This window comes from Pseudoalteromonas luteoviolacea (genome assembly GCF_000814765.1).
Classification (GTDB): domain Bacteria; phylum Pseudomonadota; class Gammaproteobacteria; order Enterobacterales; family Alteromonadaceae; genus Pseudoalteromonas; species Pseudoalteromonas luteoviolacea_H.
This window is the reverse complement of the sequence record NZ_JWIC01000005.1, coordinates 87,012-107,599: the sequence shown is the minus strand read 5'-3', so window position 1 is coordinate 107,599 and position 20,588 is coordinate 87,012. Positions and strand designations below refer to the sequence as shown.

The 20,588-nt window shown below is 43.0% G+C and carries 16 protein-coding genes and 4 tRNA genes; 9 read left to right on the top strand and 11 right to left on the bottom strand.

The annotated features are described in order from the left end of the window. The first annotated feature begins 158 nt into the window (after positions 1-158). Entirely contained in the window at positions 159-1,376 is a 1,218-nt protein-coding gene (locus JF50_RS08055) for a glycoside hydrolase family 18 protein (protein ID WP_039608956.1), read from the top strand. A 284-nt stretch (positions 1,377-1,660) separates the two neighbouring features. Here JF50_RS08055 and asnS read toward each other — a convergent pair whose 3' ends face one another. After that, complete coding sequence (gene asnS / locus JF50_RS08050; RefSeq protein ID WP_039608955.1) at positions 1,661-3,058, bottom strand: asparagine--tRNA ligase; 1,398 nt, start codon at positions 3,056-3,058, stop codon at positions 1,661-1,663. 345 nt (positions 3,059-3,403) lie between these two features. On the opposite strand from asnS, the gene JF50_RS08045 reads away from it, so the two are divergent. Further along, positions 3,404-3,838, top strand: coding sequence for an AAA family ATPase (locus tag JF50_RS08045; RefSeq protein WP_039608954.1), 435 nt, complete (start codon positions 3,404-3,406; stop codon positions 3,836-3,838). A gap of 32 nt (positions 3,839-3,870) precedes the next feature. Here the strand turns inward: JF50_RS08045 and JF50_RS08040 are convergent, their stop codons facing one another. Beyond that, complete coding sequence (locus JF50_RS08040; protein WP_052262186.1) at positions 3,871-5,208, bottom strand: KamA family radical SAM protein; 1,338 nt, start codon at positions 5,206-5,208, stop codon at positions 3,871-3,873. 212 nt (positions 5,209-5,420) lie between these two features. Beyond that, complete coding sequence (gene bioA, locus JF50_RS08035) at positions 5,421-6,710, bottom strand: adenosylmethionine--8-amino-7-oxononanoate transaminase (protein WP_039608953.1); 1,290 nt, start codon at positions 6,708-6,710, stop codon at positions 5,421-5,423. Between the two features lie 113 nt (positions 6,711-6,823). Between bioA and bioB the strand changes: the two genes are divergently transcribed. The 6 genes from bioB to JF50_RS08005 all read left to right on the top strand — a co-directional run bounded on the left by bioB (position 6,824) and on the right by JF50_RS08005 (position 13,689). After that, on the top strand, positions 6,824-7,867 hold the full coding sequence (gene bioB, locus JF50_RS08030; protein WP_039608952.1) for a biotin synthase BioB: 1,044 nt from the start codon (positions 6,824-6,826) through the stop codon (positions 7,865-7,867). Further along, positions 7,868-9,001, top strand: coding sequence for an aminotransferase class I/II-fold pyridoxal phosphate-dependent enzyme (locus JF50_RS08025; protein ID WP_039608951.1), 1,134 nt, complete (start codon positions 7,868-7,870; stop codon positions 8,999-9,001). Beyond that, entirely contained in the window at positions 8,998-9,750 is a 753-nt protein-coding gene (locus JF50_RS08020; protein ID WP_039608950.1) for a methyltransferase domain-containing protein, read from the top strand. The genes JF50_RS08025 and JF50_RS08020 overlap by 4 nt, the downstream gene beginning before the upstream one ends. Continuing rightward, positions 9,750-10,427: a dethiobiotin synthase gene (gene bioD / locus JF50_RS08015; protein WP_023401731.1), complete on the top strand. Its 678-nt coding sequence runs from the start codon at positions 9,750-9,752 to the stop codon at positions 10,425-10,427. The genes JF50_RS08020 and bioD overlap by 1 nt, the downstream gene beginning before the upstream one ends. A gap of 415 nt (positions 10,428-10,842) precedes the next feature. Next, positions 10,843-12,705, top strand: coding sequence for a S8 family serine peptidase (locus JF50_RS08010; protein ID WP_039608949.1), 1,863 nt, complete (start codon positions 10,843-10,845; stop codon positions 12,703-12,705). 96 nt (positions 12,706-12,801) lie between these two features. Next, positions 12,802-13,689: an NAD-dependent epimerase/dehydratase family protein gene (locus JF50_RS08005; protein WP_039608948.1), complete on the top strand. Its 888-nt coding sequence runs from the start codon at positions 12,802-12,804 to the stop codon at positions 13,687-13,689. A 53-nt stretch (positions 13,690-13,742) separates the two neighbouring features. On the opposite strand, the gene JF50_RS08000 is transcribed toward JF50_RS08005, so the two are convergent. From JF50_RS08000 to JF50_RS07970, 7 genes are all read right to left on the bottom strand, one after another. After that, entirely contained in the window at positions 13,743-16,391 is a 2,649-nt protein-coding gene (locus tag JF50_RS08000) for a DUF2339 domain-containing protein (protein WP_039608947.1), read from the bottom strand. Between the two features lie 353 nt (positions 16,392-16,744). Beyond that, positions 16,745-16,821: transfer RNA gene (locus JF50_RS07995), tRNA-Val, on the bottom strand. A gap of 33 nt (positions 16,822-16,854) precedes the next feature. After that, positions 16,855-16,931 (bottom strand) — tRNA-Val (locus JF50_RS07990). A gap of 31 nt (positions 16,932-16,962) precedes the next feature. Beyond that, positions 16,963-17,039, bottom strand: a tRNA-Val gene (locus JF50_RS07985). 36 nt (positions 17,040-17,075) lie between these two features. Further along, positions 17,076-17,152 (bottom strand) — tRNA-Val (locus JF50_RS07980). Between the two features lie 101 nt (positions 17,153-17,253). Beyond that, positions 17,254-18,240 carry a DUF3080 family protein gene (locus JF50_RS07975; RefSeq protein WP_039608946.1) on the bottom strand — a complete coding sequence of 329 codons (987 nt, stop codon included), beginning with the start codon at positions 18,238-18,240 and terminating at the stop codon, positions 17,254-17,256. Continuing rightward, positions 18,209-19,570 carry an MATE family efflux transporter gene (locus tag JF50_RS07970; protein WP_039608945.1) on the bottom strand — a complete coding sequence of 454 codons (1,362 nt, stop codon included), beginning with the start codon at positions 19,568-19,570 and terminating at the stop codon, positions 18,209-18,211. Before JF50_RS07970 ends, JF50_RS07975 begins: the two co-directional genes overlap by 32 nt. A gap of 138 nt (positions 19,571-19,708) precedes the next feature. Between JF50_RS07970 and JF50_RS07965 the strand changes: the two genes are divergently transcribed. Next, positions 19,709-20,350, top strand: a complete 642-nt coding sequence (locus tag JF50_RS07965; protein WP_039608944.1) for a riboflavin synthase — start codon at positions 19,709-19,711, stop codon at positions 20,348-20,350. On the opposite strand, the gene JF50_RS07960 is transcribed toward JF50_RS07965, so the two are convergent. Then, the gene (locus JF50_RS07960) at positions 20,347-20,550 is read right to left on the bottom strand and encodes a CPXCG motif-containing cysteine-rich protein (RefSeq protein WP_039608943.1); all 204 of its coding nucleotides are present in this window, start codon (positions 20,548-20,550) and stop codon (positions 20,347-20,349) included. The genes JF50_RS07965 and JF50_RS07960 overlap by 4 nt on opposite strands. Positions 20,551-20,588: the final 38 nt, after the last annotated feature.

Sequence of the window (20,588 nt, the reverse complement as noted above, 5' to 3'; positions counted from 1 at the left end):
ATTGTCTGTGTGTCTAGATACCGATGTTTATTTGTTGTCTTTAATAGCATTAACGTACTGAGTTGTTAAAAAATCGTCGGTATAAAAATTCAATATTCTATGACCTGTATTCATGTTACTTAAATTAAGGATACATTTTTACAACATGGAGAAAGGTTATGTTTAAACGAACTTGTATGGCGGCAATAACCGCTGCTGTTTTTGGAACGATCACTATGAGTGCGAGCGCTGTAGAGTCTTGCCCAAGGGTTGAAGGGTTTTATTCTACTTGGGATTATCCTGCTGGCGGTGAGTTGGATGTTAAAGACTTAGCGACTGATCAACTTACGCACATAATCGTTGCATTTGCTTACCCTCGTCCTGATGGCACGATGGATACGACACAGGCTGATAGATATATCGATGATATTGTTGAACATGCGCATGCTAACAATACGGGTGTAATGCTATCTGTTGGTGGCGCTGGCGTTGATTTTCTATCTATGGATGCCGCTGCACGTAGCAATCTTGTTGATAACTTGGTTGCCTATGCCGAGTTACATAAATTGGATGGTATCGATGTCGATTGGGAAGACTGGAGCACTTATAATCAGCCAAATCCGGTTGAGAGTGGATACCTTCTGGAGCTTGTTAAGGAGCTGAGAGAAAAGCTGCCATCGCACCTAGAAGTATCTGTGGATGTGCAAGCGGGTGGATGGTCAGGTATTAACTTTCATAAAGATTTAGATGACCATGCAGACATTATTCGTTTTATGGCGTATGACTATACGGGAGGTTGGGGCGGCTCACCTAAAAACCACCATGCAGCTTGGGAATATATCCATGGCGGATTAGTGCATCCGGCAGAGTGGAGCCAAAGCATGATCACCAAATATGATGTGGCTAAAACCAGTCTAGGTGTGCCGTTTTACAATAAATCATTCCCGTTAGTTAGTGGTCCTGTCAAAACACTAACTGCACGGGAAATTGTTGATACGATAGTAAAAGGCGAGGGCGTAGATTACAACCAAGGCTACTATGAGCTAGATAACTATGTACATTTTTGGGAAACGCCTGAGTTGTTAAAAACAAAAACCGATTTTGTGTCTGAAAATGGTTATCCAGGCATCTTTATTTGGGAATTGCACCAAGACTCAAGAGACGATGAATATAAGTTGTTAGATGTGATTGCTAAAGAGCTGCCTAAGTGTCAGCCTTGTGCTGAGCAGTGGCAGCCGTACCCAAGTGTTTATAGCACAGGGGATGTAGTCAGCTTTGAAGGTAAAAACTGGCGTGTGAACGGCGGACCTTTACACGGTGTTGCGCCAGAAACCTTAGGTCATGCACATCGATATACTGATCTAGGTGCTTGTAAGAGCTATGTATTGAATAAATAAAAACGAGCCCACATTGTTTTATTCATTGAGCCTATCGCCTGTGTGTTAAATGATACATCGCAGGCCAAAAAATAGGCACTGAATCAGGTTCAAAGTGACGGTGTTAATTGCAGTGCTGACACTTTGGGCTTGTCTGGATCCTTATCAATCTTGATACCCAACTACGTCATTCTGAGCTTGCCTCAGAATCCAGGTGTGCAAGTTAACATACTAAAGTTAGGTGGTAGCAAGACATAAAAAAAGCTCTGTAAAAACAGAGCTTTTTATAATCAAACGAATTTGAATTAGTAAGTTGCACTGCCTTTAGTACGTGGGAATGCGATAACGTCACGTACGTTACCCATACCTGTTACATAAGCAACTAGACGCTCGAAACCTAGACCGAAGCCTGAGTGTGGTACGGTACCGTATTTACGAAGGTCTCTGTACCAGCTGTAATCTTCTTTATCTAAGCCCATTTCTTCTAGGCGCGCATCAAGTACGTCTAAACGCTCTTCACGCTGTGAACCACCGATGATTTCACCGATGCCAGGTGCAACAACATCCATTGCTGCAACTGTTTTACCATCTTCGTTTTGACGCATGTAGAATGCTTTGATGTCACGCGGGTAGTTTTTGATAACGACTGGTGCGTTGAAGTGTTCTTCAGCAAGGTATCGTTCGTGCTCTGACTGAAGGTCTACACCCCACTCAACGTCAAATTCAAACTTTTTACCAGACGCCTTTAAGATTTCGATGGCATCTGTGTAATCAACTTGAGCAAAGTCTTTATCTACAAAGCTCTCAAGACGAGAAATCGCTTCTTTGTTGATACGTTGAGCGAAGAATTCCATGTCGTCACGGCGCTCTTCTAATACTGCTTTAAACACATATTTAAGCATGCTCTCAGCAAGGTTTGCCACATCGTCTAAGTCAGCAAATGCAACTTCAGGCTCAACCATCCAAAATTCTGCTAGGTGGCGAGACGTGTTTGAGTTTTCTGCACGGAACGTAGGGCCGAAGGTGTAGATTTTAGACATTGCACTTGCGTACGTCTCACCATTTAACTGGCCAGATACTGTTAGAAATGCTTCTTTACCGAAGAAATCTTCGTTGTAATCAACATCACCTTTGTCTGTGCGAGGTAAGTTATTCATGTCTAACGTAGATACGCGGAACATTTCACCTGCGCCTTCACAGTCACTCGCTGTAATGATTGGCGTGCTGATCCACATATAACCTTGCTCATGGAAGAATCTGTGGATTGCTTGTGATAGGCAGTTACGAACACGTGTCACCGCACCAATAACGTTAGTGCGTGGACGTAAATGTGCGTGCTCACGTAGATATTCAATAGAGTGGCGCTTTGCTGCCATTGGGTATGTATCTGGGTTTTCTACCCAGCCTAATACCTCAACAGAGTTTGCTTGTAGTTCGAAGCTTTGGCCTTTACCTTGAGACTCTACAAGTACACCTGTTACTGCAACAGAACAACCAGCAGTAAGACGAGTTACTTCTTCATAATTATTAAGCGAATTAGGTACTACTGCTTGAATAGGGTCGAAACAAGAACCGTCGTGGACGGCAAGGAATGAAATACCCGCTTTTGAATCGCGTCGTGTACGGATCCAGCCTTTGATTGTAACTTGGCTGTCTACCGCAACGGTGCCTGCTAGTAGCTCCGTTATCGCTATGTGGCTCATCTTTACTCCAAAATGATTTGTAAAAAGGGCTTATATTGCCCAGCTAGTTTTTGTTTATATATGCTCATCAGTGCAAATTTCAATGCACTGAGCGCAAATTCTGCGGTGACTCGTTTTTTTAACGCAATTTGCTTGTTGTGTTTGGAGTCACGTGATCGATATCTTACCCCCGTTGGCTACATAAAAAAACTACCAAATGGCCCAATTTAAAAAAAATTTAGCCACAATGGCTAAAAATTGGCTTGTCACCGTGAATGGAGCGGCATAGAGCACTGTGCGAAGGTCGATTTTTGTGGCATTATAGCCCGGTTATTAATAAAAAAAGTCGGAATGAATTTTCATTAAATGAAACAAGCTTTTATTTTAAGAGGATTACCAGGTTCTGGTAAAACACACTATGCGCAAACATTAGCCGACGAGCTGGTGGCTGGTGACCAATCACAATATACAATTTGCTCTACAGATGATTATTTTACAGACGAGCAGGGCAATTATGAGTTCAATAAGGCGAAGTTGCCGCAATATCACAACTTGAATATTGCGCGCTTTATCAATGCGCTTTCAGAAGGTATTCCTTTGGTTATTTTGGATAATACCAACATCAAAAAGTGGGAATTTATCGCGTATGTCAGTGCAGCGCATGCGATGGGCTATCAAGTGAAAGAAGTCATTGTTGGTGAGGTGAAAGATAAGTCCTTGCAACACTTATATGCGAAACGCAACCAGCATGGGGTTGCACTGAAAACCATCAGTAAAATGGCACATATGTTTGAATGGTAAAAAGCCGACTTTTAAGTCGGCTTTTTTATGTTTTACATCGCTTCGTATTCTTCTTGCCAGAAGAATTTCTCTTCACCAAATGCTGGTTTCAAGTCGTCTAGCCAATGCGCGTTTTCGTTAAACTCTGCAAAGAATGGACGTTGTACCCACTCAGGGTTACGTGCTTGAATAAAGCGTAGAACGAATACTTTTTCGCCGTTGATTTCTGTTACGCCAGAGATCTCGACTTTACCTGGGCCTGCGCTCATTGATGGACCACGCACTGTACGGCTCACACCTGATACTTGCTTGTATGCATCTCTGAAAATTTCCCATGTTTTGTGCAACGGTAATTCAAAGTAACGCTTTGCACCTGTATCACGCTCGATGAACATGTAATAAGGGATCATGCCCATTTGCGTTTGCTCTTTCCACATTTCAGCCCACATATTTGGATCTGTATTTAAGTGGTTAAGTAAAGGCGCTTGGGTTCTGATCTGTGCACCCGTTTTGCGAATAAGCTTAATTGCTTCTTTTGCAACATCAGTTCGAAGTTCTTGCTTATGGTTTACGTGTGCCATAAACGAAACATGTTTACCAGCGTCAACAAGTTCTTTAATCAGTGCCAATAAATCTTCTGCATCTGGGTCAGTGACGTACCTGAATGGCCAGAAAGTTAAAGACTTAGTACCGATACGAATAGTACGGATGTGATCAAATCTTGGCTCTTTGAGTGCCTCAAGGTACTTACGTAACTTCACAGTACGCATTACCATAGGGTCGCCACCCGTCATCAGTAGATCTGTCACTTCAGTGTGCTCTTCTAGATATCTGTGTAGCAACTCTTCATCGTTATTGTTGAAACGTGTTGCTTTACCAACGAACTGTGCCCAACGGAAACAGAAAGTACAATAAGAGTGGCAGTATTGACCTTGCGCAGGGAAAAATAATACTGTTTCTTTGTACTTATGTTGCACACCTGCAACGTTTTCGCCTTCAAAAGACGGTACGTTTTTGTCCATTTGGCCTGCTGGGTGTGGGTTCAGCTTTTGTCTTAGCTTAGTTGCCAGCTCAAATACTTCTTCTGGCGTATGTTCACGCTTTAATAAAGCAGCCATTTCATCATATGACTCGTCATCAAGCATACCGCGCTGTGGGAATGTTAGCTGGAACACTGGGTCATTAGGTACCTTGTCCCAATCAATCAATTCGTCGATAACGTAATTATTTACACGGAATGGGAATACGTTCGCAACGACTTTCATTTGAAAGCGCAGGTGTTCAGGCAGCTTATCAAGCTGTTCGATCTTATCAATTTGACGGTGTTGATACACAGTAAAGCGAGGTGGCTGATAGGCCTCTGCCGGCTGCAATTGGACGGATTGTTGCATACTTACTACTTCTCGGCTTGCTAGATTTTAAAAAAGAGGCGTATTGTAGCAAAAACTTGAAGTAAATTCAGGTACAAATCATTAAAGGTTTTGAAAAAATAATAGTTTTTATCGTATGTGATTGGATTCTATACAGGCTTGTGTGAAAAATAATCACTTGGAGATATAAGATATCAACATATACGCTAAGCATATGTTGATATCTTATGATTTTAGTAGGCTTTTTGCTCAATCGCTTGATAGATACCATCGATTAGCTGAGCGATGTCGTCATTAGAAGTGATATAAGGAGGCATAATGTATATCAGTTTGCCAAATGGGCGGATCCATAATCCTTTTTCGATAAAGAATTTTTGAATTTTTGCTACATCGACCACATCAAATAGTTCAACGACCCCAATGGCACCGAGTGTTCTGACTTCTTTGACTGCCTCGAGTGACTCACAGCGGTGTAAGTCTTGCATTGCGTTATAAAGACGGGTGACATTGCCATGCCAATCCGTTTCTTCAAGCAATTCAAGACTGGCAACTGCCGTTGCACAAGCCAGCGGGTTACCCATAAAGGTTGGGCCGTGCATCAATACTTTTGCTTCACCTTGGCTTATTCCCAGCGCGACTGTGTCTGTCGTTAAGGTGGCTGATAACGTCATACATCCACCTGTTAATGCTTTGCCGATACACAAAATATCTGGTGCAATGTCAGCATGTTCGCAAGCAAACATTTTACCGGTACGACCAAAGCCTGTGGCAATCTCGTCAAGTATTAACAGCACGTCGTACTGGTCGCACAATTCGCGCAGCTTTTTAAGATATTCGGCATTGTAAAAGTTCATACCGCCCGCGTTTTGCACAATTGGCTCAATGATGAAGGCAGCAAGCTCATTGTGGTGTTGCTTAAATGTATTTTCTAAGGCGATTAGTTCAGCGTCGTTTTGCTCTTCGCCAAACTTAGATTGCGGTGCATTAACAAAAATATGCTCAGGTAAAAAGCCTTGGTACATGCTGTGCATCGAGTTGACTGGATCACAGACACTCATGGCAGCAAAGGTATCACCATGGTAGCCTTTTTTGGCCGTCATTAATTTATTTTTAGAGTGATGGCCTTGGCTCAGCCAATATTGCAAAGCCATTTTAATGGCCACTTCAACACTCACAGAGCCACTGTCAGCCAAAAATACCCGTTGTAGGGACTTTGGTGTGATCTCAACGAGCTTTTTACATAAATTGACAGCAGGTGCGTGAGTAATGCCGCCAAACATCACATGACTCATTTGACTGGCTTGCTCGGTCATTGCTTTAACAAGTTTTGGGTGATTGTAACCATGCAGGGCGCTCCACCAAGAGGCCATACCATCTATCAGAGACTCACCCGTTTCGAGAAATATGCGGTTTTTATCTGTGTGTGTCACTGGATAAACAGGCAGCGGATCGATCATTGACGTATAAGGATGCCAGATGTGGGCTTTGTCAAAATTCAGATCGATTGGTTGATTTTTATTCATTTGTAAACCTTGTTTGCTCATCACTCGTTGACAATACTAAAGCAAGAAGTAGACTAAGCCAATCACCGTCAAATTATCTGGCGAAAAAAACCAGAAAAAGAAGAGATTAAGTTATGGAATATGGCATCGTTCGTCACGATTGGAAACACGCAGAAGTAAAAGCATTATTTGAAATGCCTTTTAACGACTTACTATTTTATGCTGCGAGCGTTCATCGCAAAAACTTCAAACAAAATGAAGTCCAAATCTCTACTCTTCTGTCTATAAAAACAGGCGCATGTCCAGAAGATTGTAAATACTGTCCGCAGTCAGGTCATTATAAAACAGACCTAGAAAGAGAACGACTGATGGAAGTTGAAAAGGTTGTTAACCAAGCAAAATTGGCAAAAGAAAAGGGCGCAACGCGTTTTTGTATGGGTGCTGCTTGGTCAGATCCAAAAGACAGAGACATGCCATACATTGAAAAAATGGTTAAAGAAGTCAGCGCACTTGGTCTAGAAACATGTATGACCCTAGGTAAGCTAGATAATCAAAAAGCACATGCTTTAAAAGACGCCGGTCTTGATTATTACAACCATAACCTAGATACCTCACCTGAGTATTACGAGCAGATCATCACAACACGTACTTACGCAGACCGACTAAATACCATTGATCACGTGCGCGATGCAGGCATGAAGGTTTGTTCTGGCGGTATCGTGGGTATGGGTGAGCAGGCTGCGGACCGTTATGGTTTATTAATGCAGTTAGCAAACTTACCAAAGCAACCAGAAAGTGTACCAATTAACATGCTAGTTAAAGTAGCGGGTACGCCGCTTGAAGATGTGGATGATTTAGATCATTTTGAGTTCATCCGTACTATTGCTGTGGCACGTATCATGATGCCAGAGAGCTATGTGCGTTTATCAGCAGGTCGTACTGCGATGAATGAGCAAATGCAGTCAATGTGTTTCTTTGCTGGTGCAAACTCGATTTTCTATGGTGATAAGCTATTAACTACAGAAAACCCTGAAGCAGATGCGGATATGAACCTACTTAAAAAGCTAGGTATGAAGCCTGAGACTCGTGAAGACTACTCAGATGAAGCGTATGAAGCGTCTCTTAACTCTGCAATTGCAGACAAAGCAACGTCAGAGCTATTCTACGAAGCAAAATAAATGGCGTTTGAATTTATAGATCAAGCGCTAGAAGACAAAGCACGTGACGCATTGCAGCGTCGCCGTACCTGCATAGATAAAGTGTCTGCTCGTCATATTCAAGTTGATGGGCAGCAATACTTAAACTTTGCCAGTAATGATTATTTAGCGCTTGGAGATCAAGCTATTTCTGGAGACTTCGTTGCTGGCAGTAGAAGCTCAGCGTTGGTCACTGGATATCAGCGCACCCACCGATTGCTAGAGGCCAAATTGTGTGAGCTGCTCGGCTACGAGCGAGCCATGTTATTTGCCAGTGGCTTTGGCGCTAATTTTAGTGTGCTCAGCACTTTATTTCATGATAATAAGGCTGGCCAAGACAGCGCTATGTTTCAAGACAAGCTCAATCATGCCAGCCTCATCGATGGTGGGCTGAACAGCAGCGCTAAGTTAGTCAGGTTTAATCATAACGACATGGGTCATTTGCGTGCACGCTTGGAAAAAACACGTGTCCAAAACAAGCTTATTGTCAGTGAAGGTATTTTCTCAATGGATGGCGATGGTGCGCCGTTGCATGAGCTGAAGACTTTGGCTGATACCCACAGTGCTTGGTTGATGATTGATGATGCCCACAGTTTCGGGGTGTGTGGCGAAAGAGGCTTAGGCTCTGTCGAGTCCGGTGTGAGGCCTGATGTTTTAGTGATCACATTCGGTAAGGCCATGGGATGTCAAGGCGCTGCTGTGCTCTCAAGCAAACGAGTGATTGATTACATGGTACAGTTTAACCGTGAATATACTTACTCAACGGCCATGTCGCCAGCTTTAGCTGAAATTGCCTCGACGCAGTTATCAAGATTATGTGATAGTCATAATGCTCGTGATGTACTACATCGCCATATTACGCAATTTAAAGCGCTTTGTAGGGATGCGGGTATTCCAGTACAGGCATCCAATAGTGCGATTCAGCCTATTGTTTTGGGTGATGCGCAAAGCACCCTAAATGTGCAGCAAAGCCTTGCACAAAAAGGTATTTGGCTGACTGCAATTAGGCCGCCAACGGTGCCACACAATACGGCCAGATTACGTGTAACACTGACCGCTGCGCACCAGCAAGCTGACATCGAATACTTGGTGGAATGCCTCAAGGAGGTAATATGAGTGCGATGTTAAAAGTGAATATTGCAGATAAGTTTTCACGCGCGTCTGCTCAGTACATTAAGCACGCCAATGTACAACAGCGCTCAGCCGAAATTCTGTTTGCCGGTTTAAACCGTCGCTACAACACCATGTTAGACTTGGGGGCGGGGCCAATGCAACATCACGGCGTATTGTCTCAAAAGTGCGATACGTTAGTGGCATTGGATTTGAGCGAAGGCATGCTGAAACAAGGCCCTGAGTCTGCCATGAAAGTGTGTGCGGATATGGATGCACTGCCTTTGCAAGCTCAGTCTGTTGAGTGTGTGTTTAGCAATTTTGCGATGCAGTGGAGCAGTGACCTACCTGCATTATTTACTCGTCTGAATACCGTGCTAAAGGCTGGTGGCAGTGCGCATTTATCCATTGTTATTGATGGCTCTTTACGTGAAATTGCTAAAGCTTGGCAGGGTGTAGATGGCCATTGTCATGTAAACCAATTTACACGATTTGAAGACGTACAGCAGATTGCAAGGCAGGCTGGGTTTTCGATCCGGTCGATGAGTAAACGTTGTTTGGTTGATATTTACAACACCCCACGCGAGGCGCTGAAGTCGGTTAAAAGCATCGGTGCAAACCAGTTAAATAATACAGATACGCGTCGTGGCTTAGTGGGCAAGGAAAGTTATCAGGCTTTGTTAAAAGCCTACCCACTCGTCGATGGCTTTGCCCATGTTAGTTACGAAGTGGCATTTTTGGAGTTAACAAAATAATGAGTCAGTTTTTTATTACCGGCACAGATACTGAAGTTGGCAAAACGTATGTTACGAGTTTGCTGCTGAAGTATCTAGTCTCAAAAAAGAAAAAGGCCCTTGGTTTTAAGCCCATTGCTGCTGGTGCAGAAGAAGCATTTGGCGAGTTGGTCAACGAAGATGCTTTAACTTTAATGGAAGCGGCTAATGTGCATGGTACATATGAGCAAATTAACCCGTTTTGCTTTGCGCCGCCAATAGCACCGCATATTGCAGCAAGTCGCGTTGATGTGCATATTTCAAAACAGGATTTGACGAATAAACTGGCTGATGTGTCTACGCTAGGTGCTGAGTTTACCATGGTCGAAGGTGCAGGTGGTTGGGCATTGCCAATCAATGATACAGACTTTTTATCTACTTGGGTTGCAGAGCAAAACCTACCGGTTATTCTCGTGGTTGGTATGAAGTTAGGTTGCTTAAACCATGCGTTTTTAACGGCCCAAGCCATTGAGGCGTCAGGCGCAAAATGTGTTGGCTGGATTGCCAATCAAATTGATCCAAATATGGCAGAATATGACGCGAACCTAGAGACGCTCAAGCAACGTCTTGATTTTCCGCTTTTGGCTGTCACGCCTTATTCTGAAGAAAAAGCCAAGATGCAAGTGCACTCGGCACTGAATAGTTTACTTGGTGTTTAATAACTCATCTTTATAAGTAACCTCTATATTCTAGAAGGTTACTTATAGAAGTACACTTTCCTTACCCAATTATTAGTCGTTACATTAAAAAAATAGCTTTCCTATATTCTACTTGTAATGTCTATGCCCAGTGCTATTTCGGTTATATTTAAAATTTTACTGTAAATAATTTATTACTCACGGGTCGATTAATACTCTAACTTACTAGCTGTTTGGTGTTTTTTAGCTATGTTCCTCTATTTTCTTATCGCAAATCTAAAGTATTTAATTTTATGTGTTTTTATCTTCATTAACCTTTAAATTTAATTATAAACACATTTTGTTACTTATTATCTTGTATTCAATATGGGTACATATGTTATATTTTTATTTCCAATTCATTTCTAGCAATGTGAGTAGAAAAAAGGAAAATGCTATGAAGTATAAATTTGCTCCAATTAGTTTAGCTATTTTGTTGGCATGTCAAGTCAATGCAAGCCCAACAGATCGCCAGTATGAAAATAGATGGTTAGACCCAAATGGGGATCCATACCTATCTCTACAATGGAATTTACTCAACGATGGTAGTATTGATAATACAGTTGCAGGGCATGACTTGAACTTGTGGCAATCACACCTTTGGGGGCATAAAGGTCAAGGCGTACAAATATCGCTAATTGACACCGGTGTAGATGAGCTGCATTCGGATTTGATCGACAACTTAACTTTTGACCCGAGTATTGATTCAACGGAACCCTGGGCCTCGGCACATGGGACTTATATGGCTGGCCTGATCGCAGCAGTACAAAATGATGTTGGGATCAGAGGCGTCGCGCCAGAAGCGGATGTGATTGTGCACAATAGACTTGGTTCATACATGAGTCGTCATGAGAGTTGGGCTTATCATCGTGGCATTGGCCTGAAAAATGGCAAAACTTCGATTGCTCAAAATTCCCGTGTTTTCAATACCAGCTTTGGGGTAACTCCTGCGCATAGTACGCCGTATAACTATGCGTATACAACCACGGATCCGGATACTGGCGAGGCCATTCAGATGGTTAACTTTAGGCTCAGAGATGAGGTCATGGAGCGCATAACACTGTCAACGGAGCAAGACAAACGCACCGCGCTTTTTGTTCAGGCTGCGGGCAATGGCTACTTCCAGACATTAATAAATGCGTATGGACCTAATGGTATAGATACACTGGGATATCACCATGCAATAAATAATGGCGGGCTTCCATTTCATAACGCAAATAGTGGTCATTTAACCAGTTTCTGGAAAATTAATGTCAGTGGGGTGAGTGCTGATGGTAGGTTAACCAATAGCTCTACTGTGGGCAGTAATATCTTTGTTACTGCGCCTGCGGGAGCAGATCGTAACACACCAGGTATGGTGACCACGACATTAAGCTGTGATTGGCGTGAGAAATATCAAGGTCGAGAGCAAGCGTGCACAGGTCCACAGGATTATTATTTTAGAGTGAATGGCACATCATCTGCAGCAGCGAATGTAACAGGTGCAGTGGCATTGCTCATGTCGGCTGCAGAGCAGCAAGGTCATGACCTGACCGCAAGGGATATCAGGCACTTATTGGCCAATACAGCAACCAAAGTAAACCGAGATATGGAAGACATTAAGTTGTCTAATGTGGTGGCATTGGAAGGTTGGTCTACTAACGCAGCTGGTGTTGAGTTTTCGCCTTATTATGGTTTTGGTCTAGTCGATGTTGATAAAGCGGCAGAACTTATTCGCCGTTATGCTGTTGAAAATCTACCTGCAGATTTTGTCAAAACGAAATGGTTTGGCGAGAATGACACCTTTAGCAAGCCTATTTTAGAAGATATTACACACACGACCACCTCAGAAATTGAAGTGACTGAAGATATGTTCATTGAGGGCGTGCAAGTGCGCTTGAGTGCTGAACATGAACGTATTACTGATTTAAAAGTTGAGCTAGAGTCACCAAGTGGTACTCGCAGTATATTGATGTCGCCAAATAATAACTTGGTAGGACAAAACACAGATTATATCTCGCCATCTGAAAAGAGCTTGCTTGGTTATGATGATCATAAACTACTCAGTTATAAGTTTTGGGATGAAAGATCTGTTGGCACGTGGAAGCTACATATTACGGATATGAATGATCAACAGCGCACGATTGTCACCGACCCGTTTGGCCAACCACGTAGTCGCTACACCATTGAGAATAATACCAAACCGGGAACATTCACGAATTGGTCAATTCGCGTGCTTGGTCACACAGATAAAGTGACGAAGAAAAAGACGTTGAACTAATTATCAAAATTCCTTTCTGAGTTACTTCCTAGGGCCAATTTAAAGGCCCTTTTTCGTTTGTTACAATAAGAGCAAGGTATTCACATTGAGCGTTATATGAAGATTTTAGTCACGGGCTCCGCTGGACGAGTCGGGCGAGCCATTTATATTCATCTAGCACATAGCTACGACGTGGTGGGTTTAGATAACACACCTTGTTCAACCGCAGATTTTGTTGGTGATATTCGCGATGACACGCTTTTACAGCAGGCGCTGGTAGGCGTTGATGTGGTTGTCCATACAGCGGCATTGCACGCGCCGCATATTGGCTATGTTAGTGATGAGATGTTTTATAACGTGAATGTAGGTGCGACCATAAAATTAGCAGAGCTTGCTATCGACAGTGGCGTAAAGCAGATGGTGTTTACTAGTACAACGGCCTTATATGGGCACGCAAGTACGCCAAATGGGCGAGCAGGGTGGGTAACAGAGCAGACCAAACCTTTACCTAAAACCATCTATCATCATACTAAAATTGACGCAGAACAACGGCTCGAAGCGATATGCAATGAGCGTGCTTTTCCCGTGACTGTACTGCAAATGTCGAGATGCTTTCCTGAGCCGGTTGAGCAAATGGTACTGTATCGGTTAAATCGAGGAATTGACTACCGTGATGTGGCCGCTGCTCATCGCTGTGCCATTGAAAAGGGGTTATCTGGTTTTAATCGTTTTATTATTTCAGGTAAAACACCGTTTGCTCCTAGTTTCTGTGAGCAATTATTTTATGATTGTGAGGCCGTTTTACGTGCGCGATCACCAAAATTAGTGGCGGTGTTTGAACAGCGTGGTTGGACTTTACCAAAAAGCTTAGACAGAGTGTATGACTCATCTAAAGCGCAAAATGAATTGGGCTGGGTTCCTAAGTACGGGTTTGAAAATGTGATTGACTTGTATGATGAAGGCTTTGCAGAAGTCCTACCCAGTAAAAAGCAAAGTTCAAGTTAGTCTTATTTATGGTAAAAAAGCGAGTGACCTGCACTCGCTTATGATAACTGTGATTAAACCTCTTTGCCTGAAGCGCTGTCAGCGGGTTTTGGCTGCATTTTTTGGAATAGCCAACCCACACCCACCAAGCACAAACCTAACCCAATGAATGATAAGGCTCTGAGCAGCCCTTCAAGGTTAGACATATCGACCATAAAGGCTTTTAGAATCACCATGGCTAGACCAATAAAACCAATATTGATTAAGTGCTTATAGTTAAAATGCTGCGCGACAAAAATGGTTGCGGTTGATATCAGTAACCACACAATCGAATAAGTATAAAGCTCTGCTTCTTCCACACCCAAATGCCAATTGATAAAGCCATCATTGAATAAGGTGCGTATTTCTCCGTTGATAAACATAAAGCCAAGCATGGCCATCGCCGCATATATAAAACGGTTGAACTGCGCTTTGACAAGTTTAAAGTGCATAAACCCATACAGGCATAACACAGGTGCAAGCCATTGGATCCACAACCAGTTTATAACATAGCCACCTACGTTTTGGCTGTGTACAAATGGGCTTTCAAACAAAGAGAACTGCACATGTATTAGCGTAGTTGCACCGAGTAAAATGCTGCCGCCAATCATATACAGCTTGTGCAGGTTGCGCGTTAGCTGGCTGCGCCAAAAATATACGCCAGCCAAAATTAACCAGTTAAGGGATAAAACGACACCTTCTTGATAGCTTAAATTACCAAAGTTTGGATAATCTCCTACGAGTAAGTAACTGGTTTCTGTGGTGACAAGTAGTGCGCATAAGTGAATAAACACACCCATAAACCAAGTATTAAGCAGTCTTGATGGGTTATATTTTGCAGCAAACCACACTAAAGCAATCGCAATTGGGTAGACGATGAGTGTCCAATGAATACCTAAAATGGCTTCATGTTTGTAATCAGCAGCCCAAGGTGCCACAGACAATCGAGTAACCACAACCAATAAAGCTACTTTGTACAGCCAGTCAGGGATCTTAACTTTGTATTTCCAGCTTAAATAGCTCATGGATGCGACTTGCGCCGTAATAGCCAAGGTCAGCGTGCTTGCAGATAACAACATGGTCAAACACAAAGTCAGCATGGTATTTGCCAACACTAAATATGTCACGCGTTGTAAAGGTATTGATGATTTGGCAGCTGCAAGCGCAGCGCCAGCGGCGATAACCAGAAGTTCAAACGCCCAGACAGGGTAGAGGATGGCGTCATTGTTCACAGGCAGTGAAATATAACTGAGACCAAATAAACTCAGTGGCACTAACACAAGTAGCAGTAAATAAGCATGGCGTGTTGTATCACGTTTGATCATCAAGACGCTAAATGCCATACCTAACAAGGCAGCGATTTGAATAAACAAATATTTGCCAGTAAATGGGTATAGAATGTCATTAAAATCGACTTTTTGATGTATGTTGCCAAACATAAACAAAGCAAAACCCAGTGCCAAATATGGCCATGTATCTAGGGCGCTATGCCTGTAAGCTGAAGCAAAAGCGATGGTAGCGACAATGAAAGTGGCTATAGCCATGTGACTGAATACGGGTGAAAACATCAGGTAAATGGCGAACAAGAATAGGGTGATAAGGGTTGCGACTTGCTCTCTTCTTGCCATCAACAATGATTTAATAGGAAGTGGACTGTTCATGGATAAATTAAGCCGCCAACCAAGCAGGTTTGAGAGCACGTAAAAATATAAGGTTGCGACCGTGTACAGGGTAATAGCGGCAAAGTCGCCTTTATCACCTAATGCAATAGCACCGATTAACCACATACAATGGCCAACAAAACTTTGCCACCACAGCCACTTTTGTTTGACGTAATCAGCAACCCACACTGCCGATAAAGACACAAACGCGACATACAACAACAATGCCCCGATATTATTAGATCCAGTGGAGACTAGCGCTGGCACAGCATATGCGCCGATGATCCCAATGCCTGCCAAGACAGGCCCAAAGCGCAGTGCCAAATAGGTAGCACACAAGGCTATGGCCGCTAAAAAGACAAAGGCTAGGTTGGCGGGCAAAAAGTGATAGTGATTAAACGATACCAAAACCATCGCAAAGCAGGTGATTACACCGCCACTGGCAAGCGCCGCAGAGATATATGGCGTATTCACATTAAGTTTAGTTTTAAAGCGGTTAACCAGTTCGGCACCAGCGACTAGCGCACAGCCGAACAAAGCGCCTAAAACAACACGCACGGCTGGTGGCATAAGGCCGGCCTCAATCGAATATTTAGCGAGGAAAACCCCACCAATAGATAAAATAAAGGCGCCTAACCAGAAAATACCATTGCCTTTGAGTAGCGTTTCCAAGCTGAACTCGGGCAGTGTAAATTGCTTTTGAATCGTTTGCTTGGGCGGGCTTTTTACGTCCGGCTTTGCAGGGTTAGATAAGTGTACTGGCTCTACATTATCAGCCTGCACGGTATCAGGTTCTGCGGATTCTATTTGTATTGTTGGCTCATTAGTGGAGCGGGGCGATGAGGTAGGCTCATTCAACGCTTGCTTGAGCTTATCGATTTGCGCTGTTTGAAAGTCGATGATTTTTTGAAGATGTATAACCTTTTTCGCGAGTTTATCTATACGGGTGCGATCTTTAAAAGCAATCACAACACCTACAAACAAAAATAGATTAAATGCAAAGGAAAACAACTCAGTGTCCATACCTTTTCCTTGTAATTCTCAGTAGGTAAGATGAGTTTGCTTTAAAAACAGAACATTATCAAGTAGGGTGCAAAGGGCTAATGACTGCGAACGCAGTGAGTACATTTCCTTTGCGCAAGGTGAAGCGAGCAGTTTTAGCTGGTGCCAGCTGCTTATCGTCAGATACAAGCTCAACATGGATCCCGGAGCAAGCCCGGGACGACGGGTTTATACCTTTGTAAATTGGGATGGCGAGTTTAATTGAAAAAGCGAGTGCTCATTTTAACGGACGACAAGAAAAGCTTTGACTTAGACAAAGATAGATTCAAATGTATAGGATAAAATGATTGATTAAGATCAGGGAGATGTAAACTTGGTACGACCGAGTGGATTCGAACCACCGACCCCTACCATGTCAAGGTAGTGCTCTAACCAACTGAGCTACGGTCGTACTACAGAGATGTGTTACTTAACAAAGTTAAGTTGGTACGACCGAGTGGATTCGAACCACCGACCCCCACCATGTCAAGGTGGTGCTCTAACCAACTGAGCTACGGTCGTACTATAGAAAGTCACTTTATTTAGTTAAGTTTGGTACGACCGAGTGGATTCGAACCACCGACCCCTACCATGTCAAGGTAGTGCTCTAACCAACTGAGCTACGGTCGTATCATAAGCGATTTTTTTAACTTAACTAGATTAAGTTGGTACGACCGAGTGGATTCGAACCACCGACCCCCACCATGTCAAGGTGGTGCTCTAACCAACTGAGCTACGGTCGTACAATGTGCCGTGTTTCTTGGCAACGGCGGCTAATATATAGTGGTCTGCGAAATGGATCAAGTATCTTTGCTAAATTTTTGTTTGTCTGCGGTTTTTTCGCTCACAACGGACTAACTTTGCACACTTTGTAGAAGTTTTGCCACCAATAAACATGTTCCTTTGCTGATCCCTTTAATTCTTTAAGTAATGGTGTTATGAGATTAGGGTAGGCCTGTTGACCAAATTTTTCCGAAAAAGTCTCAAAGTGGGGTTCAATATCATGTAAACGTTTGGCTAGGTGTGACTGGTAAGCTTGAATGTCTTGAATGTAGAACTTTTGAAATACGTTATTGAGTACCTTGGCGCGCTTTTTATTTTTTCCAGCGGGACAAACTTTGTTCTCTAAGTTTAAAGTCTCGAGCCATGCCGTAGTTGTTTGATTCCACGCAATTTGTGTTCTGGTACTGGTGATCAGGCTTTGCACATAATTATTGTTATTCAGCTTTTCAAGGGCGTCTGTCAGCATGTCGCCATCGGCTCTGTTTGGTTCAGTTAAGCTATCTATTAAGCTGCTTAGCGTATTTAACGCTTCCAAGGCATGAATCTCCCCTTGGCTAGTCTCACGCTGAACCTCACTGAAGGTCAGTGTATAAAACTGATTCAGTTCTTTTTCATGAGAAAATACGTAAGCCAGCATAGGGTAGAGCTGCGCAAGCTTCTCCTGTCTTGCAAGTTTTAAGGCCTGCTGCACATCTTGTGGTGTTCTATCGTCATCAATACATGCTTGCGCATAACGTATAAAGTTAAGATTATACTTGAATTGTTCGCTTGGCTTAGCAAGCTTGCCCAATTGATTGTTGTGATTGGCAATGTGTGTAGAAACACGGCAGTGTCCGAGTTTGGCAAGAGCTATAACAGAGATGGAGTAGCTGGCTTTTGGTTTGTCGAGGGCTGAGTGTGGCAGCACACTCAACGATTCGATAGATAACCCGTCGGTACTGAACACCTTGCCAAGGCGTTCCGTATACGTCTGGTTTGTGTCACTGGGTGCTGGTGTGCACCCAAACAAAACCGTGCTAAGTGCTAACAGCAGCAGTCTGCATTTCAACGAGCTTTCTCCTCACAAAATAAATTAGCAGCACCGCGGCTACTGTAAGCCCGACAATGATACCTACCCAAAATCCGATAGGTCCCATTGCTGGCACAATATAGTCTGTTTTGGCTAATACGTATCCTAGCGTAAAGCCGATTACCCAATAAGAAATAAAGGTGACACCCGTTATTGGTTTAGTGTATCTCAGGCCACGTAAAACACCATTTGCCGATACTTGCAATGCGTCGGGTAATTGGTAAATACAAGCTAAAATAATGATACTTGAAGCGAGCAGAGCAACTTCTTTTTCCTGTGTATAAAGCCAACTGATGTCATGTCTGATCAGGTACGTGCCTAATGCCACAATGGCTGCAACACCCACGGCCAAGATAAAGCTGGTGTAGGTTGCATTGACCAATCGTTCAAGGTTGTTTTGTCCGCTGATATTACCAATCCTAATACCGATCGCCATAGATAAACTGAGCGGTAACATAAATAAGATCATGGTCACACTCGCAGCAACCTGATGTCCAGATACAGCGACGGCACCTAAATCAGCAATAAATAGTGGAATACACGCAAATAACGTCACCTCAAAAAAAGTAGCAAATGAAATAGGTAAACCGAGCTTGGTTATCTGTAAAATGGTTTCTTTGTGCGGCTTCATAAAGTCACTGATCAGCCACTTGCCTTTTAGCTCTTTGCTTTTTAGGCTATAGCAAATTTGTGCAATGGCCATGGTCCAAATAACAATGCTGGTGGCAACACCGCATCCAGCTCCACCTAAGGCTGGCATACCTAATTTGCCATATATAAAGATGTAGTTGGCAATGACGTTTATCCCCAAGCCAAGCAAGCCGATATAAAAAGCAACTTTAGTATTGCCCATACCCTCGGTGACATTTCGGTACACAGTGAAGACTAAAAATGCAACGAGACCATATTTAACATAATCGATATAATCTTGTGCCATTTGGGCAATTTCAGGGCTTGCACCTGTACTGGCAAATAAATAAGGGGTAAAAAAACTGGCAATAAATCCTAATGAGGATAGCATCAAAGCCAAATATAAACCTTGCTGAAAATAGCGTTTTATACTGTCCTGATCATTGGCGCCGACACTATGGGCGACCATACTGGTCAGTGCCAATAAAATAGCCTGTAATGAAAACATCAAAGGGTTGAGTGCGCCAGTCGCAATTGAAAGTGCAGCCAAGTCGTTTGGACTTACTTGTCCTGCCATCATGGTGTCTACGACCGACATCATGACAAGGGTTACTTGAGCTAATAGAACAGGCGTTGCCAGTCTTATTAATTTTTTGGCTTCCCAGAGTTCAAACTTCATCTTAAAACTCAGCAAATTTGAAAAAATGTATTCTATTGAAGTTTGTTATTTTTATCTACGAAATAAGTGTGTAAATCTGTTTCCGAGTAGGATCAGCTTCAGGTAGAATAGCGGCATCATTTTTACCTCGGAAGAAACATGTTTACGGGAATTGTTCAAACTCAGGCATCTGTTGTCAGTGCTCTATTAAATGATGGCGTTATGCGCTTGGTATTATCAGTTGGCAATGAGCACTTACAGCAACTCACCATTGGTGCAAGTATCGCCGTGAACGGTTGTTGTTTGACCGTTGTGCATTTTGAAGCCAGTCATTCAGATGTCGTCGGCCAAGTCAGTTTTGATGTGATTGATGAGTCCTTAAAACTGACGAATTTGGGTCAGCTTAAATGTGGTGACAAAGTTAACTTTGAGCGCTCTGTTACTTTTGGTACTGAACTGGGTGGGCACATTGTCTCAGGCCATATTCACGACATGGCAACTGTAGAAAGTGTGATCAAAACGGCTGATAACGTTAAGATTAAACTGTTGTTAGATGCGGTTTGGACAAAATATGTTTTTTACAAAGGATTTATCTCAGTTAATGGTGCAAGTCTGACGGTCGGTGAGGTTGACGAGGATGGTTTTTGGCTGCACCTAATTCCGGAAACACTGTCAATAACAAATATTGGGCAGACGAAACGAGGAGATAGGCTCAACATCGAAGTTGATCAGCAAACTTACACCATCGTCAACACAGTTGAGCATTATTTGCGTAAAAATACTCTGAGCCCTATGGGCTAAAAAATTTGTTCGTCGTCACTGTCGATCCGTAATTCCAATTTATTGATTGCTTCGTCTATATGCATGTTTAAATGAATAGGGTTACAGCATGCGGCGCAATCTTCATAGAAATCCTGGTCGCCCTCACTGGTGTCTAAGTCAACAAATATATGATGACCACAGTGTGGGCAGCTGATACGTTGGTTATACAGCTGTTTCATAATTTGGCTCCAACAACCGCCTTGAACTCCTTTACTTA